This window comes from Streptomyces sp. T028 (assembly GCF_048159505.1).
GTDB lineage: Bacteria > Actinomycetota > Actinomycetes > Streptomycetales > Streptomycetaceae > Streptomyces.
Genome location: NZ_JBLRVZ010000040.1, coordinates 27,174 through 53,402 on the forward strand (window position 1 = coordinate 27,174; position 26,229 = coordinate 53,402).

Annotated in this window: 24 protein-coding genes and 2 pseudogenes; 12 read left to right on the plus strand and 14 right to left on the minus strand. The window is 69.8% G+C overall.

The annotated features are described in order from the left end of the window. Window positions 1–15 precede the first annotated feature (15 nt). Both ACLZN2_RS34685 and ACLZN2_RS34690 read left to right on the plus strand, forming a co-directional pair. On the plus strand, window positions 16–1,614 hold the full coding sequence (locus tag ACLZN2_RS34685; RefSeq protein WP_416983416.1) for a bifunctional 3-(3-hydroxy-phenyl)propionate/3-hydroxycinnamic acid hydroxylase: 1,599 nt from the start codon (window positions 16–18) through the stop codon (window positions 1,612–1,614). Then, on the plus strand, window positions 1,611–2,036 hold the full coding sequence (locus ACLZN2_RS34690) for a nuclear transport factor 2 family protein (protein WP_416983417.1): 426 nt from the start codon (window positions 1,611–1,613) through the stop codon (window positions 2,034–2,036). The genes ACLZN2_RS34685 and ACLZN2_RS34690 overlap by 4 nt, the downstream gene beginning before the upstream one ends. Before the next feature lie 14 nt (window positions 2,037–2,050). On the opposite strand, the gene ACLZN2_RS34695 is transcribed toward ACLZN2_RS34690, so the two are convergent. From ACLZN2_RS34695 to ACLZN2_RS34720, 6 genes are all read right to left on the minus strand, one after another. Further along, the gene (locus ACLZN2_RS34695; protein WP_416983418.1) at window positions 2,051–2,908 is read right to left on the minus strand and encodes a class III extradiol dioxygenase subunit beta; all 858 of its coding nucleotides are present in this window, start codon (window positions 2,906–2,908) and stop codon (window positions 2,051–2,053) included. Further along, on the minus strand, window positions 2,901–3,260 hold the full coding sequence (locus ACLZN2_RS34700; protein ID WP_381297892.1) for a protocatechuate 3,4-dioxygenase: 360 nt from the start codon (window positions 3,258–3,260) through the stop codon (window positions 2,901–2,903). Before ACLZN2_RS34700 ends, ACLZN2_RS34695 begins: the two co-directional genes overlap by 8 nt. A 149-nt stretch (window positions 3,261–3,409) precedes the next feature. Next, a complete protein-coding gene (locus ACLZN2_RS34705) occupies window positions 3,410–4,063 on the minus strand; it encodes a response regulator (RefSeq protein ID WP_416983419.1) in 654 nt (217 codons plus the stop codon). Window positions 4,064–4,082: 19 nt separating this feature from the next. After that, entirely contained in the window at window positions 4,083–5,705 is a 1,623-nt protein-coding gene (locus tag ACLZN2_RS34710; RefSeq protein WP_416983420.1) for an ATP-binding protein, read from the minus strand. A gap of 11 nt (window positions 5,706–5,716) precedes the next feature. Continuing rightward, window positions 5,717–6,598 (minus strand): dioxygenase, encoded by an 882-nt coding sequence (locus ACLZN2_RS34715; protein WP_416983421.1) that lies wholly within the window; start codon window positions 6,596–6,598, stop codon window positions 5,717–5,719. A gap of 18 nt (window positions 6,599–6,616) precedes the next feature. Then, window positions 6,617–7,102, minus strand: coding sequence for a MarR family winged helix-turn-helix transcriptional regulator (locus tag ACLZN2_RS34720; RefSeq protein ID WP_416983422.1), 486 nt, complete (start codon window positions 7,100–7,102; stop codon window positions 6,617–6,619). A 266-nt stretch (window positions 7,103–7,368) separates the two neighbouring features. Here ACLZN2_RS34720 and ACLZN2_RS34725 point away from each other — a divergent pair, with 266 nt between their 5' ends. Then, window positions 7,369–8,160, plus strand: coding sequence for an ester cyclase (locus ACLZN2_RS34725; protein WP_416983423.1), 792 nt, complete (start codon window positions 7,369–7,371; stop codon window positions 8,158–8,160). Between the two features lie 155 nt (window positions 8,161–8,315). On the opposite strand, the gene ACLZN2_RS34730 is transcribed toward ACLZN2_RS34725, so the two are convergent. Continuing rightward, window positions 8,316–8,891 carry a helix-turn-helix domain-containing protein gene (locus tag ACLZN2_RS34730; RefSeq protein ID WP_416983424.1) on the minus strand — a complete coding sequence of 192 codons (576 nt, stop codon included), beginning with the start codon at window positions 8,889–8,891 and terminating at the stop codon, window positions 8,316–8,318. Between the two features lie 118 nt (window positions 8,892–9,009). On the opposite strand from ACLZN2_RS34730, the gene ACLZN2_RS34735 reads away from it, so the two are divergent. From ACLZN2_RS34735 to ACLZN2_RS34755, 5 genes are all read left to right on the plus strand, one after another. Beyond that, window positions 9,010–9,846, plus strand: a complete 837-nt coding sequence (locus ACLZN2_RS34735; protein WP_416983425.1) for an EamA family transporter — start codon at window positions 9,010–9,012, stop codon at window positions 9,844–9,846. 31 nt (window positions 9,847–9,877) lie between these two features. Continuing rightward, window positions 9,878–10,468: an FMN-binding negative transcriptional regulator gene (locus ACLZN2_RS34740; protein WP_416983426.1), complete on the plus strand. Its 591-nt coding sequence runs from the start codon at window positions 9,878–9,880 to the stop codon at window positions 10,466–10,468. Window positions 10,469–10,514: 46 nt separating this feature from the next. Further along, window positions 10,515–11,222 carry a B3/4 domain-containing protein gene (locus ACLZN2_RS34745; protein WP_416983427.1) on the plus strand — a complete coding sequence of 236 codons (708 nt, stop codon included), beginning with the start codon at window positions 10,515–10,517 and terminating at the stop codon, window positions 11,220–11,222. Window positions 11,223–11,310: 88 nt separating this feature from the next. After that, a complete protein-coding gene (locus ACLZN2_RS34750; RefSeq protein ID WP_416983428.1) occupies window positions 11,311–12,210 on the plus strand; it encodes a dihydrodipicolinate synthase family protein in 900 nt (299 codons plus the stop codon). 88 nt (window positions 12,211–12,298) lie between these two features. Further along, entirely contained in the window at window positions 12,299–13,597 is a 1,299-nt protein-coding gene (locus ACLZN2_RS34755) for an MFS transporter (protein WP_416983429.1), read from the plus strand. A 252-nt stretch (window positions 13,598–13,849) separates the two neighbouring features. Here the strand turns inward: ACLZN2_RS34755 and ACLZN2_RS34760 are convergent. Then, a pseudogene (locus tag ACLZN2_RS34760) lies at window positions 13,850–14,397 on the minus strand (Tn3 family transposase); the annotation flags it as partial. Between the two features lie 271 nt (window positions 14,398–14,668). Here ACLZN2_RS34760 and ACLZN2_RS34765 point away from each other — a divergent pair. Continuing rightward, a complete protein-coding gene (locus ACLZN2_RS34765; RefSeq protein WP_416983431.1) occupies window positions 14,669–15,475 on the plus strand; it encodes a nuclear transport factor 2 family protein in 807 nt (268 codons plus the stop codon). Window positions 15,476–15,534: 59 nt separating this feature from the next. On the opposite strand, the gene ACLZN2_RS34770 is transcribed toward ACLZN2_RS34765, so the two are convergent. Continuing rightward, complete coding sequence (locus ACLZN2_RS34770) at window positions 15,535–15,756, minus strand: hypothetical protein (RefSeq protein WP_416983432.1); 222 nt, start codon at window positions 15,754–15,756, stop codon at window positions 15,535–15,537. A gap of 823 nt (window positions 15,757–16,579) precedes the next feature. Between ACLZN2_RS34770 and ACLZN2_RS34775 the strand changes: the two genes are divergently transcribed. Beyond that, on the plus strand, window positions 16,580–18,025 hold the full coding sequence (locus ACLZN2_RS34775; RefSeq protein ID WP_416983434.1) for an MFS transporter: 1,446 nt from the start codon (window positions 16,580–16,582) through the stop codon (window positions 18,023–18,025). A 539-nt stretch (window positions 18,026–18,564) separates the two neighbouring features. On the opposite strand, the pseudogene ACLZN2_RS34780 reads toward ACLZN2_RS34775, so the two are convergent. Beyond that, window positions 18,565–18,741, minus strand: a pseudogene (locus tag ACLZN2_RS34780) (WYL domain-containing protein); the annotation flags it as partial. 224 nt (window positions 18,742–18,965) lie between these two features. Between ACLZN2_RS34780 and ACLZN2_RS34785 the strand changes: the two are divergent. Beyond that, a complete protein-coding gene (locus ACLZN2_RS34785) occupies window positions 18,966–19,571 on the plus strand; it encodes a hypothetical protein (RefSeq protein WP_416983435.1) in 606 nt (201 codons plus the stop codon). Between the two features lie 7 nt (window positions 19,572–19,578). Here ACLZN2_RS34785 and ACLZN2_RS34790 read toward each other — a convergent pair whose 3' ends face one another. The 3 genes from ACLZN2_RS34790 to ACLZN2_RS34800 all read right to left on the minus strand — a co-directional run bounded on the left by ACLZN2_RS34790 (window position 19,579) and on the right by ACLZN2_RS34800 (window position 23,499). Then, the gene (locus ACLZN2_RS34790; RefSeq protein WP_416983436.1) at window positions 19,579–20,853 is read right to left on the minus strand and encodes a hypothetical protein; all 1,275 of its coding nucleotides are present in this window, start codon (window positions 20,851–20,853) and stop codon (window positions 19,579–19,581) included. A 932-nt stretch (window positions 20,854–21,785) separates the two neighbouring features. After that, window positions 21,786–22,118: a putative quinol monooxygenase gene (locus ACLZN2_RS34795; RefSeq protein ID WP_416983438.1), complete on the minus strand. Its 333-nt coding sequence runs from the start codon at window positions 22,116–22,118 to the stop codon at window positions 21,786–21,788. Between the two features lie 49 nt (window positions 22,119–22,167). Beyond that, the gene (locus ACLZN2_RS34800) at window positions 22,168–23,499 is read right to left on the minus strand and encodes a cation:proton antiporter (RefSeq protein ID WP_416983440.1); all 1,332 of its coding nucleotides are present in this window, start codon (window positions 23,497–23,499) and stop codon (window positions 22,168–22,170) included. Window positions 23,500–24,024: 525 nt separating this feature from the next. Between ACLZN2_RS34800 and ACLZN2_RS34805 the strand changes: the two genes are divergently transcribed. After that, window positions 24,025–24,753, plus strand: coding sequence for a LuxR C-terminal-related transcriptional regulator (locus ACLZN2_RS34805; RefSeq protein ID WP_416983441.1), 729 nt, complete (start codon window positions 24,025–24,027; stop codon window positions 24,751–24,753). Between the two features lie 30 nt (window positions 24,754–24,783). Here ACLZN2_RS34805 and ACLZN2_RS34810 read toward each other — a convergent pair whose 3' ends face one another. Further along, window positions 24,784–26,229 carry an MFS transporter gene (locus ACLZN2_RS34810; RefSeq protein ID WP_416983443.1) on the minus strand — a complete coding sequence of 482 codons (1,446 nt, stop codon included), beginning with the start codon at window positions 26,227–26,229 and terminating at the stop codon, window positions 24,784–24,786.

Genomic DNA, 26,229 nt, shown 5'->3' on the forward strand with positions numbered 1-26,229 from the left:
CCCGAGGAAGGCGCTATGACAGGGACGGACGAAGCGGTGGCCGAGCAGTTGCACGCCGACGTGGTGGTGATCGGATACGGCCCCGTGGGCCGGCTCCTGGCGCTGCTGCTGGGCCGGCGCGGGAAGCGCGTCGTGGTGATCGAACGCCGGCCGCGTGCCTACCCGTTGCCCCGGGCGGTGCACTTCGACGACGAGGTCGGCCGTATCTTCCAGTCCGTCGGGGTCCCGCCGGACTCGGTGACCGATGTCGTCAGCCCCTACAAGGAGTTCTACGAGTGGCGGTCCGCCGACCGTCGGCCGCTGCTGCGGATGGACTGGCGCGGCCTCGGACCGTCGGGCTGGCACGTCAGCCACTTCTTCTACCAACCCGCTCTGGAGGCACTCCTCGACGCACGGGTCGAACTCCTCGAATCCGTCACGGTGTTGCCTGGTTGGGAGGCCGTGACCCACACCGAGAACGCGGAAGCCGTCACCGTGGAGGCGCGGTCGGCGACCGGCGAACGGCGCACGGTCACCGCCCGATACGTCATCGGCGCCGACGGGGCGAACAGTCTCGTCCGGTCGTGGATCGGGTCGACCGCGACCGACCTGGGCTACTTCCACGACTGGCTCGTCGTCGACCTGCTGATGCACGCCCCGCTGGAGGGCTTCGACTTCTCCCCGGCCGCCTGGCAACTGTGCGACCCGCGGCGGCCCACCACCCTGGTGCCCGGCGGCCCCGGCCGACGGCGGTTCGAGTTCATGCGGCTGCCGGACGAGACGGCCGACGAGCTGGGCAACGAGGAGACGGCGTGGCGGCTGCTCGAACCGTGGGGCATCACCCCGCAGAGCGCCAAGCTCGAACGGCACACCGTCTACACCTTCCAGGCCCGCTGGTGCGACACCTGGCGCGAAGGGCGGCTGCTGCTCGCCGGTGACGCCGCGCACCTCATGCCGCCGTTCGCCGGCCAGGGCATGTGCAGCGGCCTGCGCGACGCGGTCAACCTCGCCTGGAAGCTGGAACTGGTCCTCGACGGCCGCGCCGGTGACGACATCCTCGACAGCTACGGGCCCGAACGCGCCGAGCACGTCCGGCACTTCATCCAGGCCTCGATGGAGCTGGGCGAGGTCATCTGCCTGGCCGACCCGGACGCCGCGGCGGAGCGGGACACCGCGATGCGGGCCGATCTCGCCGCCGGCGTCGAGCAGCCGCCGCGGCCGCTGCCGCGCCTGGGAGCCGGACTGCGGCGGGATGACGCCGGCGGCGGTCTGCTGTCCGTCCAGGCCGAGGTGGACGACGGGGCCCGGCGCGGGCTGTTCGACGACGTCGTCGGCCCCGGCGGCGTGCTGCTGCTGGCCGACCCGGGCCTGCGCGAGCGGCTGCGCCCGCAGGACACCGCGCTGCTGGCCGGCCTCGGCTGGAAGGTCGTCGCCCTGGACACCGAGCCCGGTACGGGCCGGGTCGTGGACACCACCGGCAGCTACGCGGAATGGCTGGCGCAGCTCGGCGCGGTCGCCGTGCTGATCCGGCCCGACTTCTACGTCTACGGCACCGCCGCCGACGCAGAGGACCTCACCACGTTGCTCCATCACCTCGGTGCCGCTCTGCACGCGCCCACCTCCGCGGCTCGATGAGCTCCGAGCACCGGGCCGCGGACCTGCGTCCGGTCCGCGCCCGGCACAACGTGGTCAACTCCCTCGTCCGCTATCTGCGCGCCGTCGACGACCACGACATGAGCGGAGTGCTCGCCGAGCTGCGGCAAGCCTCGGTGAGCTTCGGCGGGCCGGAGTACCGCGGCGTCGAGGAGCTGACCGAGGTCTACCGTGCCGCGTTCACCGCGGGCGGCCGCACCCGGCACCTGCTGCACGAGGTCGAGGTCGAGGTCGCCGCCCACGGCCCCGGTGTCGTGGGGCGGGCGGCGTACCAGCGGTGGTCGCTCGAGACGGACCCACCCGTCATGACCGCCCTCGGCCGGTACCACGCCGTGTTCGTCACCGAGGGCGACGAACTGCGCCTGGTGAGGCTGAGGGTCGACCGCGACTGGCAGCAGCACTGAAGCCTCGTGCCTCGTCAGTCCGTGTTGTCCGGGCGGTTGTCGAAGAGGGCGAGACCGGCGGCGGTGTTGGACGCGGGCACGTGGTAGGCCGTATGCACTGTGCGGACCCGCTCGTTCAGGGCACCGCGCATGATGAGCCACATGATCAGCTCGATGCCCTCGGAGCCGGCCTCACGGATGTAGTCCTCGCGGCTGAGCGCGGCGAGCTTCTCCGGGTCGTTCGCGATGGCGTCGAGGAACATGTGGTCGAAGTCCGGGTTGACGAACCCGGCCCGGGCGCCGGCCAGCTGGTGGGACATGCCACCGGTCCCGAGGATGCCGACCGTACCGGCCCCCTGGAAGGACGCGATCGCCCGCCCGAGGGCCTGGCCCAGCGCGTAGCATCGTGCGGCGGTCGGCTGCGGGTACCGGATGACGTTGACCAGCAGGGGGATGACCGGACAGGGCCAGGTGTCACCGGGGTTCGGGGTCCACACCGACAGCGGCACGGTGAAACCGTGGTCGACGTCCAGTTCCTGGAAAACGGTGAGGTCGAACCCCTCGTCCATCAGCTGCTGCACAAGGTGGAAGGAGAGCTCGGGAGCCCCGACCACATCAGGCACCGGGCGACGCCCGAAGCCCTCGTCCGCGACCCTGTACCGCTCGGCGGTGCCGAGGGCGAAGGTGGGCACGATGTCGAGGTCGACGCCGTTGGCGTGGTCGTTGTAGATCAGGATCGCCACGTCCGGGGTGCGCCGCGCCAGCCACTCACGGGCCGGCTGATAACCCTCGAAGAGGGGTGCCCACCCGGGGTCCGCCGTCCTGCCGCGGTCCATCGCGGCCCCGATGGAGGGGACGTGAGAGGTGGCCAGTCCCCAGATGACCTCAGACATCGGTCCGTCCTCCCGCCATCATCGCCGCCTTGAACTCGGCCTCGGACATGCCGGTGAAGACACCGCCGAGATACTGCATGGACAGCCCGTCCATCATGGCGAGCTTGTAGACGTAGAAGATGCTGCCCCCGAGGTCGATCATCGCCTGCCAGTCCCGTACCAGGACCGCTCGGGCCTGCTCGTCCGAAAGGCCGAACCGCACACAGTAGGCGGCCTCGTCACCCAGGAACTCCTCGCGGGCACCCTCCTCTCGCAGGGACATGAAGAGCTTGTTCATCCGGTGTCCTCGACGGCTGGTGGGGCCGTCGAAGACATACGTCCACGGCGGCTCCAGCCTGCTTCGGCCTGTCATGCGGTGCTCCCTGGATCGGGCTGCGCGCCGGCGCACTGCCGGGCGGTCTGCTCCGACCGTAGGTCGCGGGCGTCCGCAGGCCATCGCCCTCGTGTCCCGATCGCACGGGCTTGATGTCGGCGTCGCTTCGCGACGAATGACGTACGCGCTCATGCCGTGTTCTGCTGCGGCACAAGCCCCTCGCGCACCGCGACGAGGGCTGCCTGGGTCCGGGAGGTCAGCTGGAGTTTGCGGAGCACGTTGCTGACATGAGTACGGGCCGTGCGTTCGCTGATCACCAGGGCGTCGGCGATCTCCTGGTTGGAGCGCCCCTGCGCGACCAGGATGAGCACGTCCCGTTCGCGACCGGTCAGGGCGCTGAGTCCGGTGGGCGGCGACACGACCTCCTGGGTCAGACGGCGGGCCACCGAGGGGTGCAGGAAGACGTCGCCACGCGTCGCGACACGCAATGCGGCGACGACCTCGTCCGGCTCGGCGTCCTTGAGGAGGTAGCCGGACGCCCCGCCCGAGAGGGCCGCGTGCACGCGTTCCATCTCGCCGAAGCTCGTGAGCACCACGACCTTGACGTCCGGGTGGGCACGGGTGATGTGGGCGGTCGCCGCCACACCGTCCATCCTTGGCATCAGCAGGTCGACGAGCACGACGTCCGGCAACTGCCCGTGCAGGGACATCTCCCGGAGCCGGTCGAGTGCCTGCTGCCCGTCGGCGGCTTCCGCGGCCACCTCGAATTCGCCCAGCACCTCCAAATAGGCTCGGATACCGCGGCGGACCACCGCGTGGTCGTCGACAATCATCACTCGCATGTGAGTCCTCGTCCCTGTGTCATCGGTCGAGAGCGTTTCCCAACGGCAAGCCCTTCACCTGGCCCGCCGAGCCGTGGACCGTACGGCCGCCCGAGGCCGCCGGAACCGTGAGCGGAAGCGGGATCACCACACGGACCGATGTCCCACCGCCCGTGCGAGGGCCGATCCACAACGTGCCGCCCCAGTGCTCCGCCCGCTGCCGCATGCTGGTGAGTCCGTAGCCCCCGCCGGACGCGGTGTCCGCCGTGTGTTCGCCGGGGATGCCTCTGCCGTCGTCCGTGACGGTCACGGCCAGCGTGTGGTCGCGGATTTCCGTCCGGAGCGTCACCGAGTCGGCTTCCGCGTGCTTGACCACGTTGTGGACGGCCTCGGTCACGATCCGGTAGACGTCCTCGGACGTCTCCGCGGCGACATGTGCCAGGCCCAAGCCGAAGTCGAGGTCGAAGCGCAGCCCCGTGCGGTTCGCCGTGCTGTCCACGAAGGCGCGTACGGCCTCCTCCAGGCCGAGTTCGGCGAACAACGGGGGCCGCAGCTCGTGGACCATCGCGCGGAGGTCGGTCAGCGCTGTTCTGGCGAGCGTTCCGACCTCGTCGGCGATCCGCCGCACGCCCTCGCCCGGAACAGCGTCCGCCTGAGCACCCAGCACCGACATCGACTTGGCCTGCATCGCGATGGAGAACACCTGCTGCACGACCGAGTCGTGCAGATCCCGGGCCAGCCGACGACGCTCCTCTCGCCGGGCCAGTTCCCGTTCGCTGCGGACCAGAGCCGCGTAGTCCACGGCGACGGCTGCCTGGTCAGCCATGGCCTCAAGGAACTCGAGGGTGCGCCGTCCAACGACCTGACCAGGGGCGAAGAAGGCGTTCATGACGCCGGTGACCCGTCCGCGGATCAGCAGCGGAACACTCGCGAACCAGTCCCACTCCGGAGTGCCGAGATGTTCCCGCAGGGGCTCCCAGGCCGGGTCCGTCTGGATGAGGGCGCCCCGGTCCGGCACCACGACCGGTCTTCCCCGCTCGATGGCATCCATCATGTGCAGCGTGGCACCGCGGTCACGGCACGCCATGATCAGGGCGAAGAAGTCATTCCGGGGCGGGAACCCGGCCGTGCCCATGATCTGCAGGCTTTCCCTTGACTCGTCGAGCGTCATGATCTGCACCGCGGCCAGCATGTCCGCGCCCAGGACCTCGCGGGCGAGCGCGTCGAGAATGTCGGTGATGGAACCCTCCGACGCCAGCTTCGCCGCCGTACGGGCCATGGCGACGACCCGGCGCCGACGACGGCGCTCCGCGCTCACGTCGCGGAACGCCACGACCGTACGGTGGCCCGGCACGGAGCGCGTCCGGTAGGCGAACTCATGGCGGTTGCCGCTCGGGGCGACCCAGGTGCAGACCTGTTCGTCCGGGCCGTCGTCGAAGAGGCCGAGCCGGTCTGCCGAGAATCCGTGTACGAGCTCGAACGGCGCCCGCGTCCCGATCAGTTCCCCGGCCGGGGACTCGCACAGAGCAGCCCCGGCCTCGTTGACCTGGACGAACCGGCCGTCCTCGTCGATGACGGCGAGCCCGTCGGGCGCGTGCTCGACAAGACACGACCAGGCCGCCCCTTCTCGAACCTCGGTATCGCCCTGCCGTTGACCGATCATGTGAGCCCCCGTCAGTTCAGCGTGAAGGAGCGTTTGGCGCAGCCCATCGTGAAGCCGTCGATGGCTGTGAGTGCGGGTGCTTCCGGGTCGGTGGCGCTGCCCAGGGTGATGAAGATCGGCAGGAAGTGATCCGGGGTGGGATGGGCGTACGGCATGCCGGGCGCCCGGGTGGCGTAGGCGGCGAGTTCGTCGACGTCACCGCGGGCCAGCGCGTCGGCCGCCCAGGCGTCGAAGTCGGAGGACCAGGCGGGCACGACTCCCTCGGTGAACATCTCCCGGGTGAGGAAGGGCAGGCCGTGCGTCATGAATCCGGAGCCGATGACGAGGATGCCCTCCTCACGCAGGGATGCGAGGCGCCGGCCGAGCGCCATCAGGCGCGAGGGGTCCTGGCTCGGCATGGACATCTGCAGGACCGGGATGTCGGCCAGCGGGTACATGGCCATCAGCGGGACCCAGGCGCCGTGGTCGAGGCCCCGGGAGGGGTGCTGGTAGAGGGGTTCGCCGTCGGGCATGGTGGCGGCGATGCGCCGGGCGAGTGCCGTGGCGTCGGGGGTGTCGTAGCGCATCTGGTAGTAGCGCGGGTGGAAGCCGCTGAAGTCGTAGACCAGTGGGGTGCCCGCAGCGGCGCTGGACAGGGCGAGCGGGGCGTCCTCCCAGTGAGCGGAGATGATCAGGATCGCCTTCGGCTTGGGCAGGGACTGCGCCCAGTCGAAGAGCTGGCGCAGCCAGGGGCCGTCGTCGAAGGTCGGGGGCGCGCCGTGGCTGAGGTAGAGGGCGGGCAGCGGGCCGTCCGCCGGCGTCCACTCCCGCTGGGTGCGGGCGCGGGACAGTGCCCCGGGCAGGAAGGCGTCGTAGGCGCCGCCGGGTGTCGCGGGGGCGAGGACAGAAGACATGAGGGCCTCTCTTGGTGGTCAACCGCCGCCCGGCCAGGGGGCGTCGGGGTCGATGGTGTGGTGGATACGGCGGCCCGTCTCGCGCAGTTGCCGTTGCTGGGTCCTGGTCAACGGGTCGAACACCAGACGGCGCACCTCGGCGACATGGCCGGGGGCGGTGGCCAGGACCTTCTCCCAGCCGGCGTCGGTGAGAACGGCGAGGGTGCAGCGCCCGTCGTCCGGGTCGGGCATGCGCCGAACCCAGCCCTGCTTCTCCAGCCGCTTGACCGTGTGGGACAGCCGGGAGAGGGAGCCTGCGGCGAATTCGGCGAGGCTGCTCATCCGCAGCGTCCGGTCCGGGGTCATGGAGAGCCCGGCGAGCACCTGGTACTCGAAGTGGCTGATCCCGGCGTCGCGTTGAAGCTGGGCGTCGAGCGCGGCCGGCAGCCCGACCAGTACGCCGGTCAGCGCCAGCCAGGTCGCCTGTTCCTCGGCATCCAGCCACCGGGACTCCGCTTCACCCACGATCTCACCCACATCCATTTGCTTGAACCGTCAAGTGACACTGAAGCCGATTTCACTTGAACCGTCAAGTCAATCCGGACGGAGGCCCGCACGCACACCGGTGTGCGTCACTGACACGGAAGTGCCTTCTTACGCCCTTTGCCTCCGATAACTGATGATGTTTCTGCTTACGAGAGGCAACCCGGTCCTTGAGTGCTCGGCGAACCACAACACCACTTTCCACCAGAGGTGTTGTCCGGCAGTCGGATCGAAACGGAGGCGCCGTCATGACCGCCCGAAACAAAGAACTTGTTGTTCACTTCTATGAAGAGTTGTTCCGTCACGGCAACCTCGCCGTCATCGACGAGTTCGTCGGGACCGAGTACACCGATCACAACCCGAAGTCGACGGACGGCCCCGCGGCACTACGGAACGTCGTGACCGGCATCCGGGCCATACATCCCAAGATGCACCTCACCATCGAGCGGGCCATCGCCGAGGACGACCTGGTCCTGCTGCACACCAACGCCGTGCTGGAGCCCGGTACCCCGAGCCACGCCATCGTCAGCGTCTTCCGGGTCCGGGACGACAAGATCGTCGAGCACTGGGAGGTGATGCAGCAGGTTCCGGCCCGGACAGCCAGCGGCAACGACATGTTCGGCACGCTGAGCGCGCCGCGCAGGCAGTCGCCGGACCCAGGCGTGTCCACCGCCGCGAGCAAGCAGATCGCCTGGGCCCTGTTCCAGGACGTGACCGCCGACCGGGACCTCACCGCGTTCGACCGGTACGCCGCCGACCCGTACTACCAGCACACTCCGCAGGCACCCAACGGCACGGCCGCGGCCAAGGACCAGTTCGCGTGCGGCTTCGCGGCGAGCCCGGAGCTCAGCATCAGTGTCAAGCGAGTCATCGCCGAGGGCGACTACGTCGCCTTCCATCATCACCTTCAACTGACCCCGGACGACCTCGGGTCAGCCGTCGTCGACATCTTCCGGGTCCGGGACGGCCGGGTCGTCGAGCACTGGGACGTCACGGCGCCCGTCCCGGCGACATCGAAGAACGACAACACCGTGTTCTAGCCGCGGTGTCCATCTCGTTCCATGGATCCCCGATTGGATCTGGGCCGCCGCGAACCCCTGGATTTCCCCGGTTCATTGGACGTGTCAGCTGCCTGTCGTCAAACGGTCCTTTACCGACGGGCAGGCGGTCCGGCCGTGCCGGAGCCCTTGGGGCACTACGCCGGGCCCGGGGGCAGGTGGACGGTCATGATCAGGTGGCAGGTCTCGGTGCCCGTGCCGCGGTAGGTGTGGGTGGTGTCGGCGTCGAAGGTGGCGGTCTGTCCGGCGGCGACGGGGTATTCGGTGCCATCGACGACGAGGATCATCTCGCCGACGGTGACGCTGACAGTCTCGGTCACACCGGTCTGGTGGGGGTGGCTGGGGTACTCCTCGCCAGGTTCCAGGGTCCAGCGCCAGACCTCGGTGGCCGCCGGGCCGCCGGTGGTCAGCATCAGCCGGGCCTCGCCGCCTCGCTCGCCCTTCCACAGGGGCATGACGGCGTCGGCGCTCACCACCCGTACGCGCTGCTCGGGGCTGCCTTCCATAAGCGCGGAGACGGAGATGCCGAGGGTGTCGGCGAGGCGGACCAGGGTGGCGAAGTTGGGGTTGCCCTGGGCCTTCTCCAGTCCGACCAGGGCGCCCTTGCTGACCTTGGCGCGGCGGCCGAGTTCGTCCAGGGACAGTCCTGCGCGGGTGCGTGCCGTACGGACGTTGTGCGCGAGCGTCCGCAGTGCCGTCTCGGTCTCGGTCATCGGTTTCGTCTCTCCAGCATTAGGTCGATGTGCTGCACCATACAGTCGGTCGGTTGAGATCACGGTCGGTGCGTTGTACGGTTTAGTCGTTCCATTGATAGTAAGGGATGTACGTACCGTGATCGCTCTCCTGCTGGCCCTGGGTAGTTCCCTGGCCTATGGGTGCGCCGACTTTCTCGGCGGCCTGGGCGCCCGCAAAGCCCATGTCCTGCGGACCGTGATGATCGCCGCGCCGGCCTCGCTCGCCATCGAGCTGCTGCTGTGGCCCTTCCTCGGCGCCTCCTTCGCCCCTGCCACCCTCGCCTGGGGCGCGGCCTCCGGCGTCGCGTCGGCCGCCGCGTTTGCTCTGCTCTACAGGACTCTGGCGATCGGCCCGATGAACGTGCTGTCGCCGATCACCGCGTTGGTCTCGGCGATGCTGCCGGTGGGCGTCGGCCTGCTGCAGGGCGAGCACCTGGGCTTGGCCGGGCTGATCGGCCTGCCGCTGGCGCTGGCGGCGGTGGTGCTGGTAAGCGCCGGGCACGGCGCGAAGTCGGCGCGGCCGTCGCGCACCGCGCTGCTGCTGGCCTTCGGCGCCGGGGCGGCCATCGCTCTGCAGCTGGTCTTCCTGCACCAGGCGCCTTCCGACAGCGGGGTGGGCCCGCTGATCGTCGGCCGTGCTGTGTCCTCCGCCGTCACCCTGGCCGCGGCCGGAGTGATGTTCCGGCGGCTGGGCCCGGAGAAGCCCGCGTACGCGATCTCGGCCACGGCCGGCGTACTGGACTCGGCGGCCAACCTGCTGTTCCTGTTCGCCGCCCGCAGCGGCGACCTCGCCGTCGTCGCCGTGATCACCGCCCTGTACCCGGCCGGCACTGTCCTGCTCGCCCGCGGTGTCCTGGCCGAGCGCATCCACCGCGGCCAGCTGATCGGCCTGGGCACCGCCGCCGTCGCCGTCAGCCTCCTCGCCCTCACCTGACCATTCCGCCGCCCTTTGGAAGGACCCGAGCATGGTCGTCCAGCCCTGGGACACCGTCCTGGACACGGCCGAGTGGCAGACCTGGATCGATGACGGCCACGACTTCGGCATCCTCAGCGTCAACGGTCTTCCAGGGCAGGCACCTCTCGCCGTACCCGATCAATTCATCCGCGACGGCGACACCCTGCTGCTCCACTTCACCCGGCACAACCCCGTCTGGGAAGCGGTCGAGGCGGCCCCGGACGTCACGTTCACCGTCCCCGCCCTCCCTGTGCGGCGCAGGCTCGCCGAGCGCGACGGCCCGCACGCCTTGTGCGGGAGCACCCGTCACTTCGCGGCCGCCCAGTTCACCTGCCGGGCCACGATCACCGACGATCCCGACGCCGCTACCGCGCCCAAGCGCCGACCGGCCGAGGCTGATGGCCTGCCCTGCAGACGGCCGGGTCCCGGGCTTCACTGGCTGCGCCTCGACATCATCGAGGCCCGCGCGAAGACCGCGGAGGGCGACCACGAGTCCACCGATCAACGAGCCGATCACGCCCGCCCGCACCCGGCACCTGGCCTCGGACCGGGCGGGCCGTCCCCACCCTGGCGGCCTGCGGACCGCATCCGCCCCCGCTAGCCCCTCCCCCCCCCTCAAGATCCCCCCACCCCGGAACGGACCTCCGATGACCCTCTTCCGCATCACTCCCGACGTCGCTGCCGCCTTCCCCGACACCCTCATTGCCGTCGTCACCGCCACCGGTCTGCGCGGCCGCGAACCGTGGCCGGCCACTACCGCCGCGCTGGAGGAACTGGAGGCTCGGCTCGCCGACGGCTCCTGGGCCCCGGCCGACGAGAACCACCCGCGCATTGAGGCGTGGCATGCCGTCTACCGCGCCTTTGGTACCAACCCTCGCCGCATCCGGCCCAGCGTCGACGCCCTGGGCCGCCGCCTGGCCAAGAAGGGCACTCTGCCCCGAATCAACCCGGCCGTCGACTCCTACAACGCCGTTTCCGTCTGCCACGGCCTGCCCGCCGGCGCCTTCGACCTCGCCCAGGTCACTGGCGACGTCGAGATCCGCTACGCCGACGGCAGCGAGAGCTTCACCCCGCTCGGCGAGACCGACACCGTCGAGATCCCCAAGCCCGGCGAGGTCATCTACACGGACACCACCGACGTGCTCACCCGGCACTGGAACCACCGCGACGCACACCGCACCCGCGTCACCGAGGACTCCACCCGCGTCGCCTTCGTCCTGGAGACCGTCGCCGCCACCCGCGACGAGGACCTGCTCAAGATCGCGGCCGGCGACCTGCAGACCCTTCTGCAGCCGCACTGCGACACGAGCACCGTGCACTACCTCAGCCCGGCGCACCCCGACACCACCGTATGACCACCGCCTGTCCGCACAGCGGCATGCCGGCAGCGCCACGGTTCGCCGCCGCTGAAGGTCCACCCCGCACCCCCTCTGGAGGCCTTTCTTGTTCACCGGTCTGAGCGCCTTCCCGCTCACTCCCGTCCCCGGCAACGGCAACGTCGACGAGAAGGCGTACGCCGCGCTGGTCCAGCGGCTCGCTGCCGCCGGCGTCGACTCCATCGGCGCGCTGGGCTCCACCGGCTCCTACGCGTACCTGACCCGTGAGGAACGCGCGCACGTCGCCCGGCTCGCCGTCGAGCACGCCGACGGCGTGCCGGTCATCGTCGGCATCGGGGCCCTGCGCACCCGCCAGGTCCTCCAGGCCGCCGAGGACGCGCAGAACGCCGGGGCCTCCGCCGTCCTGCTGGCGCCGGTGTCCTACCAGCCGCTGACCGACGAGGACGTCTTCGGCCTGTTCGAGGAGGTCACCGCGAGCCTGTCGGTCCCGCTGGTGATCTACGACAACCCCGGCACCACGCACTTCACGTTCACCGACGAGCTGTACACCCGCCTGGCCCGGCTGCCGCAGGTCGCCTCCATCAAGATTCCCGCCCTCCCCGCCGATCCCGAGCAGGCCCGGGCTCGTGTCGAGCATCTGCGCCGACTCCTGCCCGAGACAGTGACCGTGGGCATCAGCGGAGACGCGGCCGCGGCCCGGGGGCTGAACGCGGGATGCGACGTCTGGTACTCGGTGATCGGCGGCACCTTCCCCGAAGCAGCCCTCGCCCTCACCCGCGCGGCACAGGCAGGTCGGCACGAGCAGGCCGAACAGGAGTCGAAGCGGCTGCAGCCCCTGTGGGACCTTTTCGTTCAGCACGGAGGCTCCTTGCGCGTCGTCGCCGCGGCCGCGGCCCACCTGGGCCTGACCGCCCACCGCAACCTCCCGCTGCCGCTGCGCGGACTGGGCACCAAGGAACGCGCCCACCTCGCCACGGTGATCGAGCAGCTCCAACTCCACACCTGACAGTCGGCAGCCGCCCTCCCACACGCGGGAGGCCGGCTGCGCTCCGTACATTCCTCCGCCCCCCTTTCCTGCAGGAGAACGCGCGGCCATGCGCCCAAGCACCGACCAGTGCGTCGACGAGCCCGGCTGGGGCCCGCTGGCCCGCTACATCATCGCGGCGACCCTGGCTCGCACCTCCGACGGAGGCGCGGTCGTGGCCATCGTGCTGATGGTCACCGCCGGCGGCGGCTCGGGCTGGCTGGCCGGAGCCCTGGGGGCCTGCATCACAGCCCCCCACCTGCTCGGTCCCTTCGTCGCCCGCAGCCTGGACACCGCCCGCGACGGCCGCACCGTCATTGCCGCAGCCTCCCTCGCCCACGGCACCGCCCTGGCCGCCGCCGTCCTGCTCTACCCCCACACCCACCCCGCCGTCACCGCCGCCCTGCTGGTCGTCTCCGGCCTGTTCGGGCCCCTGCTCACAGGAGGCATCAGCAGCCGCCTGCCCGCCATCGCCGGGCACGGCCGGCGACGCCAGCGGCGGGCCCAGGGCTGGGACGTGGCCACCTACGGCATCAGCGGCACCGTCGGCCCCACCCTCGTTGCCGCCCTCGCCGCCGGGGCCTCACCCGCCACCGCCGCCCTCACCCTGGCCGCCGGCTGCTTCATCGCCGCCGCCGTCATCCGCTTCCTGCCCCGTACCCCGGCCCCCGGCAAAGCCGCAGACGTCCCCCGCCCCATCCGCACCCTCACGGGCATCCTCGCCTCCGGGCCCCTGCGCCGCACGCTGTATCTGACCGTGACCGTCGCCTTCAGTGTCGCCGCCCTCCCCATCACCGCCGTCGCCGGCACCCCCTCCCTCGGCGTCGGCGCCCCCGCGGCCGGACTCCTGACCGCCGCCTACGGCCTGGGCAACCTCGCCGGATCCGCAGGCGTCATGATCCGCCCCTCCCGCACCGAAGCAGACCGGCTCACGACCCGCCTCGCCGCCACCCTCGGCGCCACCCTCCTGCTGATCACCCTCGCCCCCTCCTTCCCGCTCGCCCTCGCCGCCTACGCCGCCGCCGGCATCGCCAACGCCTACTTCTTCGCCGCCACCCTCGCCGCCCGCAACGAATACGCCCCCGACAACGCACGCGGACAGATCTTCGTCTGGGTCGGCGCCCTGAAGATCACCGCAGGATCCGCCGGAACAGCAACCGCCGGCGCCCTCATCAGCACCGGCCTCCTCCTCCCCCTCCTCCTGGCCACCGCCCTCACCCTCACCGCCACGATGCTCTCCTCCGCCGAACGCCGCCATCGCCGACGCAACGCCCACCCCGACCTCCCACCGCCCGAACCCTCGCGGGCCCAGACCAAGAGCGAACACGCGACCAGGACTCCGGGCCCCGACGGCCGCGCATCGACCTGACGGACTGAAAACGTCCTGCCGAGACTTCGGACACCAGCACCGGTGTCCCGACCCGTTCCTACCCGGACCCCGAAGAGGCCCACGCCCTCGCCGCCCAGCTGCAGGACGAGGACGACGGCATTGCCCAACCGCCGAACGGCACGTCCTCACGCCTCGTCCTCGCCCTCCTCGACAGCGTCCGGGTTCCGGAAGGGGCGCAAACCCTGGGCGGGCTGCTGCCCGAGCCGGCCCAGCACCTGATGCAGGCCGCCCTCGCCGGGACAGCGCGGGCAGGCGGCGCACCCCTTGAGGATGCGCCGCCCGGCCGGGGCGGCGTCCAGCGCGTCCGACTCGCCCAGCAGCGCCAGGAACGGGCGCACGGTGTTGTAGCGCAGGGTCGGCTTCTCGCGCATCGCGGCTTCGGCCGAGCCGTCGTCCTCGGGCACCAGGGCCTCGACGGTCGCGACCGCCCCGGCCACCGCCGTACGCGGCACGGCCTCCTCGACCGCCGCCCACAGCGCTGCCACGTCCAGGTCCGCCTCGTGATCGGCGACCAGGTCCAGCTCGTCGGCGAGGATCTTCGACGCCTTCGCCAGGATCCGGGCCGCCTTCTCCGGCTGCGGCAGCATCGCCGGGCGCTCCTGGTCCGACGCCCGGCGGGCCGGGCTGATCAGCCGGTTCGCCATCAGCACCGCGAACAGGTCCAAGGCGTCGTCGACCGCCTGCGCCTCCAGCTGCCGCACCACCGCCGTCAGCAGCGCGGTCCGCCGCGGCTCCGGCGCCCGCTCGATCGTCTGCGCCTTGCTCAGCTGCCCGTACCTTGTCCACGACGGCACCGATGCCGGCAAAACCCGGCCTCCTCGGACAGCGGCTCAGGCTGGACGACGACAGGCTGCGAGAGGACACCGGCCTCAAGTTGGGATACGACACCGAGTGGGCCGTCGTCGAGTAGCTCGGCCGGCTGAAGCAGGCAACGAACGCCGCCGGGCTGTGTAGGCACTCCCATGTGCGTGGCTGACATGGAAGTGCCTTCTTCCGTCCCGCCCGCCAGTGACTGATGATGTGGTTACGCACAAGTCGTAACTAAGGAAAGTGAGAGCCACCACCATGTCCGCCGAGAACAAGAAGATCGTCACCCACTTCTACGACCAGCTGTTCAGTTACGGAAACCTCGACGTGGTCGACGAGCTCGTCGGCACCACGTACACCAATCACAACCCGCAGGGTGTCGACGGCCCCGAGGGGCTCAAGGGCTTCATCACCTTCTTCCGGAAGACCTTCCCGGAACGGACGAAGACCACCCACCGGGCCCTGGCCGAAGGCGACCTGGTCCTGCTGCACAGTGAGTCCGCGGCGGCACCCGGCGCCACCCCCAGCGCGGTCGTCGACATCTACCGGGTCGAGGACGGCAGGATCGTCGAGCACTGGGACGTCATCCAGCCGGGTCCGGAGACCGTCGTGGGCGGCCACGACCTGTTCACCACGATCAGCGAGCCGGTCGCCAGCCAGCCCGACCCGAACGCGGACACCGCGGAGAACAAGAAGCTCGTGACGGCGCTGTTCCACGAGCTCGCCGTGGAGAAGGACCCGACCGTGTTCGAGCGGTACGCCGTCGAGTCGTTCATCGACCACAACCCGCAGCATGCCGACGGCGTCGCCGCTGCCACGGAACTGTTCACCGGGCTGTTCGCCGGGAACCCGGAGGTGACCATCGATGTCAAGCGGGTCATCGCCGAGGGCGACTATGTCGCGGTCCACCACCACCTCAAGCTGAACCCGGACGACCGCGGCTTCGCCTGCATCGAGTTCTTCCGCGTCCGTGACGGAAAGATCGTCGAGCACTGGGACGCCGTACAGCCGGTCCCGGAGACCTCCCGCAATGAGAACACCATGTTCTGACCGTGCGGTCGGCGGCGCCCGCCGCCGTGTGGATCGGCGTCGTCCTCATCCGCCACCCGTCATCCCTTCGTACCGCAGTAGATCCAGCGCAGGGTGAAGTAGGCGGTCACCGCGTCGAGGTCTCGGAGCAGGTGGAGGGCCAATCCCGTGAGGCCGGGCAATTGGCTGACGGCGACGGCGTCGATCCAGATGGGGAGTGTGGAGCCGAGTCGGCAGGTGAGGATCTCACCGGAGCGCCGGACGCGTCCGTCGGCGGAATCCGGTTCGGGGCGGCGGGCCATGACCTCCTTCAGCGCGGTCCGCTCGTCTTCGCCCAGGTCGAGGCGTGGCCGGTGCTCCAGCCGGTGACCCGCCGCATGCTCGGGGGGGGCGAGGCGGCGCTCGCGCCGGTGCGGCGCGCCGGGTGGCGATGCGGGCGCGGATCATCCTGTGGGTGACGGAAGGCTTCCCGGCGATCAGTTCGCGGTGTAGGTGGGGGCCGTTCGTGCAGCCTGCGGCGGACCGGCGTTTCAGGTAGGGCTTGCAGGGGCCCGGACGGTTGGGCCGGGGCCTGAGGCCGCATCGCCGAAGCGGCGGAGGCGGCGCCGGCCGGTGAACCCTTCGCTTTCGAGACACTACGGCGCTTCGTCCACGCGGCGGCGGACGAGCGCAACGGTGGGCTGTACCCGCTGCTGTCTGACGGCGTTGACGAGGACGACCCCGGCTTCATCGAGGCCAGGGAGCGGCTCGACCGAACGACCCGGCCCTTGTGGACGCTGCCCACCGCTCCGGAGAGCTGCGCACCGACATCGCCGTCGGGGACATCATCGTCGCCGTCACCCAGCTCTCCCGACTCCTCTCGGCCAGCGGCCCACTTGGGTACCGACCGCTGCGTCCACCGGCACCTGGAACTGCTTCTCGACGCGCTCCAGGGCGGCTCGCGGCAGACGGCGTTGCCCGGTGCCGCCATCACGCTCGATGAACTGGGCAGCCCCGCACGGAACGCGACGCGCGTCACTGACACTGCGTGTCGCCTACGCGACGGCCACCCGTCACCTCGGATCGCTCATCCCTTCCACAAGAATCGAAGGACCTGTCATGTCAGAAAAGAATGATTCACCCCGTATGCGATGGATCGCACTGGCCTTCATCGCCCTTGCTCAGCTGACCGTGCTGCTCGACGGCACCATAGTGAACGTTGCGCTGCCCGCCGCCCAGCGGGACCTGGGGATATCCGACAACGACCGCCAGTGGGTGATCACCGCCTTCACGCTGGCCTTCGGTGGCCTGCTACTGCTGGGCGGACGGATCGCCGACCTGGCGGGCCGCAAGCGGACGTTCGTCATCGGACTGTCGGGCTTCGCGGCGGCCTCGGTGCTCGGCGGGGCCGCGGTCAACACCGCCATGCTGCTGACCGCCCGGGCCCTGCAAGGCGCGTTCAGCGCGCTGGTGGCCCCGGCGGCGCTGTCGCTGCTGACCGTGACCTTCACCAGGACCGGGGAACGTGCCAAGGCTTTCGGCGTCTTCAGCGCGATCGCCGGTGCGGGCGGCGGCATGGGACTGATCCTCGGGGGAGCGGTCACCCAATACCTCGACTGGCGCTGGTCGCAGTACATCATCGCGCCCCTCGCCGTGGTGGCCGCGCTCGGCGCGATGCCGGTGATCCACGAGCCCCCCGACGCGCGCAACCGCGACCGGCTGGACATCCCGGGAGTGCTGCTGGCCACCACGGGTCTGGTCAGCCTGGTCTACGGCTTCACCCGGGCCGCGAGCGACGGCTGGGGCGCGGGCGTCACCGTGGGGTTGCTTGTTGCCGCCGCGGTCCTGCTGACGGCATTCGTCCTCGTGGAGTCGCGGACCGGGTCCCCGCTGCTACCCCTGAGGGTGGTCACCGAACGTAACCGTGCCGGTGTCTATCTCTCCCTGGGACTGTCGATAATCGGCATGTTCGGCCTGTTCCTTTTCCTGACCTACTACCTCCAGGCGATCAAGGGGTTCAGCCCGGTCCTCACCGGTCTGGCGTTCCTGCCGATGATCGTGGGCATGATCGTCGGATCCACCCAGATCGGCACCTTGCTGATGACCCGGGTGTCACCTCGGGTGTTGATCACCTCCGGACTCCTGGTGGCCGCGGTCGGTATGACGCTGCTGACCCAGCTGAAGGTGGACAGCTCCTATCTCACGCTGGTACTGCCCGCCCAACTCCTGCTGGGCCTGGGCATGGGGACCGCGCTGCTGCCCGCCACCAACCTCGCCACCGAAGGCGTCGAGCCCCGTGACGCGGGCGTGGCCTCCGCGATGCTCAACACCGCCCAGCAGATCGGCGGTTCCATCGGCACCGCACTGCTGAACACCATCGCCGCCAGCGCCACCCACACCTGGCTGGTCGCCCACCACAACGACGCTCGCCTGCTCGGCCAGGCCAACGTCCACGGCTACGCCACCGCCATCTGGTGGGCGGTCGGCATCCTGGTCCTGTCCGCGGCCACAGCGGCGGCCTTCCTGAAGGGCGGACGACGCAGCGCCGGCCCCGTCCCGGTCGCCACCCCGAGCCCCGCCGTGGCGGGCTGACACCCCCCGACGCGTCCCGTGCCGACGGCACGGGACGCGCACTGCGCACCGGCGGCCTCACCGCGGGAAATCAGGGGGCGGTGCGGGTGCTGTCGGCCGGCAGGCGGGCCGCGGGCATCCTGGCCGGGGCGACGCCGGCGGCTGCGGCATATCGGTGGTGAACTCGTTGGATCTCGGTGGCGAGTTCGGTGTCGCGGTCGGGGTGGGCGAGGCGGAAGTCGGCTTCGAGGTGGCCGAGCAACGGGGCGAGGTGGCGGGGGGAGTCGGCGGAGAGGGTGACACGGCTGGTGGTGCCGGTGATCGGTTCGACGACGGCGTTGGGAGGCAGCCACTCGGCCAGGCGGTGGGCGGCGTCCTGGACGATCAGTTCGGCCGGGTAGGGCCAGGGCGTGCGGTCGACGCGATCGAGGACGTAGGCCGCGATGTCGGCGGGCGGGCAGCGGGCGGGGCCCGAAGCGGGGCACGGGGATCGTGCGAGTGAGGCGCATCCGGTCCAGGCGCAGGGTCCGCCAGTCGTGGCGGGTGGTGTCCCGGGCCACGAGGTACCGGCGGCGGGTGCCGACCACGCGGTGCGGCTCGACCTCGCGGACGGTCTCCTCGCCTGTGCCGGAGCGGTACTCGAGGCGCACGCGGGTGTGTTCATGGCAGGCGGCGGTCAGCGCGGCCCGGACTCGGGTCCGGGGCGGTCGTGTGATCCGCCCCGCCCGGCGCAACACCGGACAGCTCGCGGGAGGCAGGTCAGACCTCCTTCACCCTCGCCTCCTTCACCACCCTGCGCACCGAACTCGCCGCAGGCGACCTGCGCCCCCTCTATCTGGCCTGGCTCTCCGCACTCACCCGCTGGGAGCTGGAGGAGGACGTCGACGAGGACGAGTACACCCATGCCATCGAGCCGCCCGTACCCGCCGGCCTTGCCCAACTCACCGGCCCGCAAAGCGCCTTGGCGGACTTCCTGCACGTCGACGCGCACCTGCTCACCACGGCCGGCCGCGCCAGCGGTGCCGCCCCTTCCCAGGCCATCGACAAGGACGCACTCGCCGCCTGGATCCGCGCCCTGCCATCACCCGAGAAGGACACCCTGCTGCTGGACGCCGCCCTGGGCACCGCCCCACAACCGGGCCCCGCCCTGCTGGCCCGCCACCGCACCGCGTCCCGCAGGACAGCCGAACCGTCCACCGCCCCCCGGCGCCGATCAGCCGCGGAACTCCTCGACGCTGCCTACGAGGTGCGCACAGAGCACACCCGGCAACAGGAACAGGCCCGCGCCCAGGCCCGCCGAGCCGAACAGCGGGCTCGCGAGAGCCACTTGGACCGCCTGGCCGAGAACACCCGGCAAGCCTGGCAGGACATCGCCCACCTGATCAGGCAGAAGCAGCCTGGCCCCTACGACACCGCCGTCACGCTCCTGAAAGATCTCCGCGAGGTCCACGACCGGGCGGGCACTCCCGAGGAGTTCGCCCGGCGCCTTGACGAGCTGCGCGAACAGCACCGCGGCAAGCCCTCACTGATGCGGCGCCTCACCGACGCCGACCTGACAGCCCGCTGAGCCGCGTTCAGACGCGGTCGCGCGGCCCCTCGGCCAGGACGCGGAGCGCCGCGAGGGCAGCCGGGCGGCCGGTGGCGGACAGGGAGATCGGGGCGTCGACGGACTGGTCCCGTTCGTCGAGGTAGCCGAGTTCGCGACCGGTATGCCAGAACCTCCACAGCAGCCGCTCGGTGTCCTTCACCTCCAGCGCGCTGCCGTCGCCGTGGGTGAAGCCCGCGGCAAGCACCGGATGGACGGCATCGCGCAGGTACTCGCGGAGCCGGGGCTCGGCCCACAGCACGCCCAGGGCGGACTCGGCCACCTGCCGCTCCGCCGCGGTGGTGCCGAGCCAGGCCAGCGCGGCCGTGTGCTGACGCAGCCGGTGGTCCGTCAGCTGGGCGCGCCCGGCGGCCGAGAGCTTGAGCGTACGGTCGCGCTTGGTCACCAGCCGGTGGGTGCGGGCGAGTTCGTGCAGGTCGGCCAGCTGGAACAGGTCCGCCTCCGAGCGCGGCCCCTTGCCGATCGGGTACCAGTGCGGGTAGCGGGCGAACGCGGTTGCCACCAGTTCCCGCGGCAGGTAGCCGGCCTGGGTCAGGGTGACGCCGTCACCGATCTGCTCCAGCAGCCACCGCAACGGCTCAGCCGTGTCCACGGGGGCCGCATCCGACTCCTCCAGAGCAGGCAGGACGGCGGCGAGCAGAGCGCGGCGCTCGGCCGGGGGCGCCGCGGCCCACAACTCGCGCCGTTCACGCCGCACGGCCTCCAGCGGGGCGCGGTCCTCGAACACGGGCTGCGCGGTGGTGAGCCAGTGCTGGACGAGCCGTCGGCGCGCGGCCGGGAACGTACGCGCGTCCGGGTCGAGCTCGCCCTCGTCCAGAGCCTGCTCCAGCCGACCTTCGAGGTTGGCACGGGCCAGCGCTTCCCGGACACCCATGACCTGCCCCCAGCTCAGCTCGGGAACGTCCGGCGGAGTCGTGGGCGAAGCGGCCGCGGCCTTGCGGTAGGCCGCGAGACCCGCCTCCTCGGAGCGCTGCCAAGCCGCCAGCACCTCGGCGGTGGTCGCGCTCGCACACACCGCGGCGGCCCGAACACGGCCCACTCCGGCCAGCAGATCGGCCAAAACGGCGACAGCCCGCCGCCGCTCAGAGGAGTCCGCGTGCCACTTGCGAGGCAGCTCGTACCAGCAGAACCGCTCGACCTCAGCCACCGAGATCGCGACGAGCTGATCACCGTCGGGCACCAGCCAACCCAGCAGGCGCTGCGCCATCGCCTCGTCCGCCACCAACGCTGCCACCTCCGCCACACTCCAGCCCACCTGCCGATCCTCCCACGGATGTGAGTCCCATCTGCGGGCGTCACTGCGGCAAAACCTCACCGATGAACATCGCACCTCGGTAGCCCGGCTTTCCCCTCAGCCTGTCGGAAAAGCACAAGCCGCCCTACGCCCCCGACCACCATTCCCAAGGCACCGGAAACCCGCGGCTCCCCCAGGGTCGGCGAGGCGGTTCTGGCTGACCGTCACGCACGCTTGTCCACCGGCCGTCCACCGGCACATTCGCCCGCATGGGCACCCGAAGCGCTCAGTACATCAAATTCGCTGGTCAGAGCCCTTTCACGGCTAACTGGCAACCGAGAGCGAACCCTCGACCTACGCATTGCGATGCGCAGACCACAAGTGTCCGATGTACCCGAATTCCAAGGTCAACCAAAACAAGAAACCCCAGGTCAAAGGCCCGACTTGGGGTTCACCATGGAGCCGCCTTCGGGATTCGAACCCGAGACCTACGCATTACGAGACCATGAGCGATCATGTTGCGTGGTGCCTGCTCGTGCTGCAGAGTGACGTTTCTCCTGATCAGAGCACGTGTCGCATGTCGATCCGTGACGACTGGTGTTGCACCATCCGAAGGCGTCTGTCCACCGGCTGTCCACCAGAGGCAGCTGCCACTGACACTGCGTGGGCTCTAGCAGCAGCGGGCCGCCCTCCTGATTGCACCAGCTCGCATTCTGCGTGTCCACTTGTAGCGAGTACACAAGGCCCCTCCTGCGCTGGTGCGGAGGCGGCCAACGCCGCAAGCCTTCTCGAACGCCGTCGGTGTGCTCTCACCGTTCGGCTGGGTCGAGCCGGTCGTAGGCATGGCGGCGGACCGGCCCGGTCATCCGGGAGAGGTGGCCGGGCCGGTGCGTACTACGTCAGGCCCATTCTGGCGGGCCGTCTTCAGCGTTCATCGACTGTCAGCTCTCCGGATGGTGAACCGCGAACACCGAGTACGCGTGGGCGTCCGGTTTGGCCAGTTCGGCTGCCTTGTCGCGGTAGACCTGGCAGTCGGGGTCCGACATGGTCGCCTTGATGTCGGCCTTGCTGCGCCACTGGGCGAAGTAGATGAGCCGCTTGCCGTCATTACTGAGGAGGATGTTCACCGAGATGCATCCCGGCCGGTGCCGGATGTGCTTCTCGGCGCCCTCGCTGAGCAGTTCGGCCAGCTCCTGCTGGCGCTCGGACTCGACCTCGAAGACGTTGATCATGGAAACGGTGCCGTCGTCGGCGCGGATGACGGTTTCACTCATGGGTGGTGGGCTCCTCGGGCTGGGAGATGGGAGTCGAGAGTGGTTCCGATCAGGTCATGCGGGCGAATTCGGGCAGTTGAGCCTGTATCTCCTGCCCGGTCTCCAACTGCTTTTCCATGCGCTCGGGCAGCGCCAGCTTGTACAACGGCAGCGCGGCGGCGGTGGTGATCACGGCCACCAGCACCAGGAGAGAGAAGACGTCCTGCGTGATCATCCCCTGCGCCAGACCGATGTTGATGAAGATGAGGATCATCAGGCCGCGGGCGTTCATCAGTCCGCCGACGGCATAAGACTCACGCCAGGAGAATCCTGAAGCCTTCATCGCAAAGGCGCAACCGAAGTACTTTCCAGCGAAACCAGCCGCCAGGATCAGCAGGAAGGGAAGTACCATGCCCCATCCCGCGAGCCCGTTCAACTGGGTGTTCAGGCCAGAGAAGGCGAAGAAGACGGGCAGGAGCAGCACACACACGAAATCCATCATGCGGCTGTGCAATGCCTCGCGGAACGCGGGGTTTCGCGGCATGGCAAGGCCTGCGATGAATCCGCCGAAGACCGAGTAGATCCCGATGTAGTCGGTGATGTAACCGCACAGCACGACGATGCCGACCACCAGGTACATCTGGTCGAAACCGAGGCGCCCTGTGCGTTCCACGGAAGCCCCTAGCGGGCGCAGCCACTTGGCTACGATCAGCAACATGACGAGGGCGAATACGACCGAGAGCGTGATGGTGCGGACCGCGTGCAGTGCGCCTTCATCGGCGTGCACCGCGGACAGTACGGCGAGGAAGCACCACGCTGCCGCGTCGTCGATCGAGGCGCCGAGCAATGTCATGCGCCCCAGCGTCGTATTCTGCATCCGGCGCTCGTAGAGGATTCGGGCCAGCATGGGGAAGGCGGTGATCGACAAGGCTCCGCCGACGAAGAAGGCGAATTCGACAGGGCTCACGTCGTCGCGGGACAGGCGGCCGTGGAGCAGGTACCCCGCCCCGGCCCCGAGTAGCAACGACGGCACCACACCCGAGATCGCCAGGACCGCGGCCTGCCTGCCCTGCTTCGCCCCGTCGGCCGACCCGTGGTCCAGTCCCGCCCCGACGAGGAACATGAAGAAGGTCAGCCCAATGGTGCTCAGCACATAAAGAATCGGCTTCGTCTCCACGGGCAACACGGCTTTTTGCACGTCGGGAAACAGCGCGCCGAAGAATGTCGGACCGAGCAGTACGCCCGCGATCATTTCTCCCAGTACGCGGGGCTGCTTCGCCATGACCGCGAGCCGGCCGCAGACTGCCGAGGCCGCCAGGATCACGACGATGGCCGGCAGGACTTTCAATACCAGTTCGAGATTCTTGTCGGCGGCCGCCGCCAAGTGGATGGCGTGCTGCACGAATCCCCCTAACCCCAACGGATACAGATGCGATACCCGAGGATGGCGGGTCGCCACTGCGGATCACATGGAAGTTGCATGCGTCATCGACCCGCGTTCGCCTGGCACGTCCGGGGTGCGTGCTGCAAGTACAGATCAAGCCATAAGACGTGACGACAGAGGGCCAGCCGCCTAACAATCACTCACCGTGGATCCTTTGCTTTCGGATTACCTGCATCACACATGCGGCTGATACCGTCACAACGGTTGGGGGGTTGACTCTTAAAGGACTTGACCGCGCGAATCGGGGGGGGCGCTATGCAGGCCGGTAAGCCAATGACGCGAGTCCGACATTTCGAATGAGTCACCGTACGCCCGACGTCTCCACGCGTTGAGGCAGCATCCACACCCATGCCATGACTCCCGCAGCGGGACAGACAGTGCTGTCTCCCGCTCCGCGCATCGATGTCCGTATATCCGGTCCCAACTCGGGGCTGGGCCATGCCGGCCCGCCTCTTCGTTCTGCCCGGAGGATCCGAGGAGAGTATGGACAACGTTCACGTAGGCCAGAGTCGAACAAGCGTGAAGAGCGCTTCAGCAGCGGCGTCACCGGTCTTAGGGCCCCAGGTCAGCAAAGTTCTCCTGATCGACGAGGAAGCCCTGTTCCGAGAGGGACTGTGCAGTCTCCTGTCCGATGCCCAGGAGATCGCGGTGGTGGGCGACACCGAAGCCATGAGCGAGGCACTCGCTCTGGCCGGCGCACGTGACCCGGATGTCATCCTCCTCGGCATCCGCGATGCCGACGGTGCGACGATGACAGTGCACCACCTGAGACAGGCAGCCCCCCAGGCGGCCATCGTGATACTGGGCGCCCATGCCAACTTCGGGCTCGTGCAGGAACTCCTCAGTGCGGGAGTGCGCGGGTTCCTCTCGCGCACCGCGTCCGGCCACGAACTGATCGCCACCGTGCGCGCCTGCCGCGAGAGTAGCCGACGCGTGTTCCTCGCCGTACCGCCCGAGGCGCTGCTGCTGTCCGGGAGGCAGAGCAACGACGTCCGGCTCACCGACCGGGAACGTGAGGTGCTCGATCTGACGGCCTGCGCGATGAGCAATGCGCAGATCGCCGCTTCACTTGGCCTGTCGGAACCGACCGTGAAGCGGCATCTGCGCAACATCTTCAGTAAGTTGGGCGCCGTTTCACGGATCGACGCGGTGAACAAGGCCCGAGCCGCATCCCTGATCTCCGCGCGTCGGCCGGCCGGCTTCTTCTCATAGTCGGTCGGCTTCTTCCGGCGGCCCGCCCCGTCAGGCGCTGTTTTTTGCGGGGCGGCCGATGTACGCGGCCACCACACCCGCTCCGGCGAGCAGGACGAGGCCGGCCACCACGAGCGCGACCCGGGTGCCGTCGTTGGCCGACGACGCACCGCCCATCACCGCGCCCAGGACGGCCACGCCCAGGACGGCACCGGTCTGGCGCGCGGAGTTCAGCGCGCCCGAGGCGATACCCGCCTGCTCCTTGGCCACCGACCCCACGATCGCCGTCATCAGCGGCGGAATGGAGAAGGAGACACCGAATCCCAGCACCAGCAGGCCGACGCACATCGCGACGAGCGAGACGGTGGAGTCCGCTGTGGAGGCGGACTGGATCAGGACGCCGACGCCCATCATCAGAAAGCCTGCGATGGCGGGCTTGCGGGCGCCGATCCTGGCCACGAGACGGCCGGTGAAGATCGGGTTGAAGGCCGTCGGCAGGGTGAGCGGCAAGAAGGCCAGGCCCGCGGTGAAGGCCGAGTAGCCGAGCGCCTCCTGGAAGAAGAGCGACAGGACGAACAGGACTCCCGAGAGCCCGAAGTTGACCAGGAGTCCGGCGAACAGGCCGGCGGACAGCGTCCGGTTGCGGAACATCTCCAGCGGCAGCATCGGGGCGTGGGTCGCGGTCTTCTTGCGGCGCTCGGCAAGCACGAACAGAACCCCGGCCACCGCGAACACCGCGAATCCGCCGAGCACTTCGGGAGAGCCCCAGCCCTTGGGCTGGCTCTCGATGAGCGCGTACGTCAGGCCGGCGAGGGCCAGAACGGCACTGATCTGGCCCGGCAAGTCGAGTCCCTTGGCGGGCTTGGGGGCGCTGACCGGGGCGTACTTCATCGTGATGGCGATACTGACGAGCCCGACCGGGATGTTGAGCAGGAAGATGGACTGCCACCCGAGCGTGTCGGTGAGGACACCCCCGACCAGCGGACCCGCGGCCAGCGCAGTGCCGCTGATCGCGGCCCAGCCGCCCATGGCCCGCGCACGGGCCGCCGGATCGGTGTAGGCGTGCGCGATGATCGCCAGTGACGTGGGCAGGAGCAGAGCGCCCGCGATACCGAGCAGGGCCCGCAGGGCGATCAGCGCGCCCATGGAGGTGGCCACCGCCGAGAGGCCGGAGAATACGGCGAACAGCCACAGGCCGGTCAGGAAGACCTTCCGGCCGCCGTAGCGGTCGGAGAGCGCACCGGCGGTGAGCAGCAGGGCCGCGAAGGTGAGCGTGTATCCGTTGGAGACCCACTGTAGTCCGGCGAGCGAGCCCGAGAGATCCTCGCCGATGGCGGGGAGCGCCACCGTGACGACAGTGGTGTCCAGCATCACCATGAAGTAACCGAGCGACAGCCCCAGCAGCAGGAGCCCCTTCGATGCGGTGGCGGATGTGCCGGGCGGGGCGCCGGGAGACGGACGGGAGACGTTCGGGGGGCTGGCGGACTGGCTGGACAT

Excerpts from the sequence above, each read along its gene's own strand:
- ACLZN2_RS34810 (WP_416983443.1), bottom strand. The coding sequence starts at position 26,229 with ATGTCCAGCCAGTCCGCCAGCCCCCCGAACGTCTCCCGTCCGTCTCCC.
- ACLZN2_RS34755 (WP_416983429.1), top strand. The coding sequence starts at position 12,299 with ATGCGCCCAAGCACCGACCAGTGCGTCGACGAGCCCGGCTGGGGCCCG.
- ACLZN2_RS34715 (WP_416983421.1), bottom strand. The coding sequence starts at position 6,598 with ATGTCTTCTGTCCTCGCCCCCGCGACACCCGGCGGCGCCTACGACGCC.
- ACLZN2_RS34805 (WP_416983441.1), top strand. The coding sequence starts at position 24,025 with ATGGACAACGTTCACGTAGGCCAGAGTCGAACAAGCGTGAAGAGCGCT.
- ACLZN2_RS34740 (WP_416983426.1), top strand. The coding sequence starts at position 9,878 with ATGGTCGTCCAGCCCTGGGACACCGTCCTGGACACGGCCGAGTGGCAG.
- ACLZN2_RS34685 (WP_416983416.1), top strand. The coding sequence starts at position 16 with ATGACAGGGACGGACGAAGCGGTGGCCGAGCAGTTGCACGCCGACGTG.
- ACLZN2_RS34695 (WP_416983418.1), bottom strand. The coding sequence starts at position 2,908 with ATGTCTGAGGTCATCTGGGGACTGGCCACCTCTCACGTCCCCTCCATC.
- ACLZN2_RS34710 (WP_416983420.1), bottom strand. The coding sequence starts at position 5,705 with ATGATCGGTCAACGGCAGGGCGATACCGAGGTTCGAGAAGGGGCGGCC.
- ACLZN2_RS34775 (WP_416983434.1), top strand. The coding sequence starts at position 16,580 with ATGCGATGGATCGCACTGGCCTTCATCGCCCTTGCTCAGCTGACCGTG.
- ACLZN2_RS34725 (WP_416983423.1), top strand. The coding sequence starts at position 7,369 with ATGACCGCCCGAAACAAAGAACTTGTTGTTCACTTCTATGAAGAGTTG.
- ACLZN2_RS34690 (WP_416983417.1), top strand. The coding sequence starts at position 1,611 with ATGAGCTCCGAGCACCGGGCCGCGGACCTGCGTCCGGTCCGCGCCCGG.
- ACLZN2_RS34730 (WP_416983424.1), bottom strand. The coding sequence starts at position 8,891 with ATGACCGAGACCGAGACGGCACTGCGGACGCTCGCGCACAACGTCCGT.
- ACLZN2_RS34795 (WP_416983438.1), bottom strand. The coding sequence starts at position 22,118 with ATGAGTGAAACCGTCATCCGCGCCGACGACGGCACCGTTTCCATGATC.
- ACLZN2_RS34705 (WP_416983419.1), bottom strand. The coding sequence starts at position 4,063 with ATGCGAGTGATGATTGTCGACGACCACGCGGTGGTCCGCCGCGGTATC.
- ACLZN2_RS34745 (WP_416983427.1), top strand. The coding sequence starts at position 10,515 with ATGACCCTCTTCCGCATCACTCCCGACGTCGCTGCCGCCTTCCCCGAC.
- ACLZN2_RS34770 (WP_416983432.1), bottom strand. The coding sequence starts at position 15,756 with ATGGCCCGCCGCCCCGAACCGGATTCCGCCGACGGACGCGTCCGGCGC.
- ACLZN2_RS34700 (WP_381297892.1), bottom strand. The coding sequence starts at position 3,260 with ATGACAGGCCGAAGCAGGCTGGAGCCGCCGTGGACGTATGTCTTCGAC.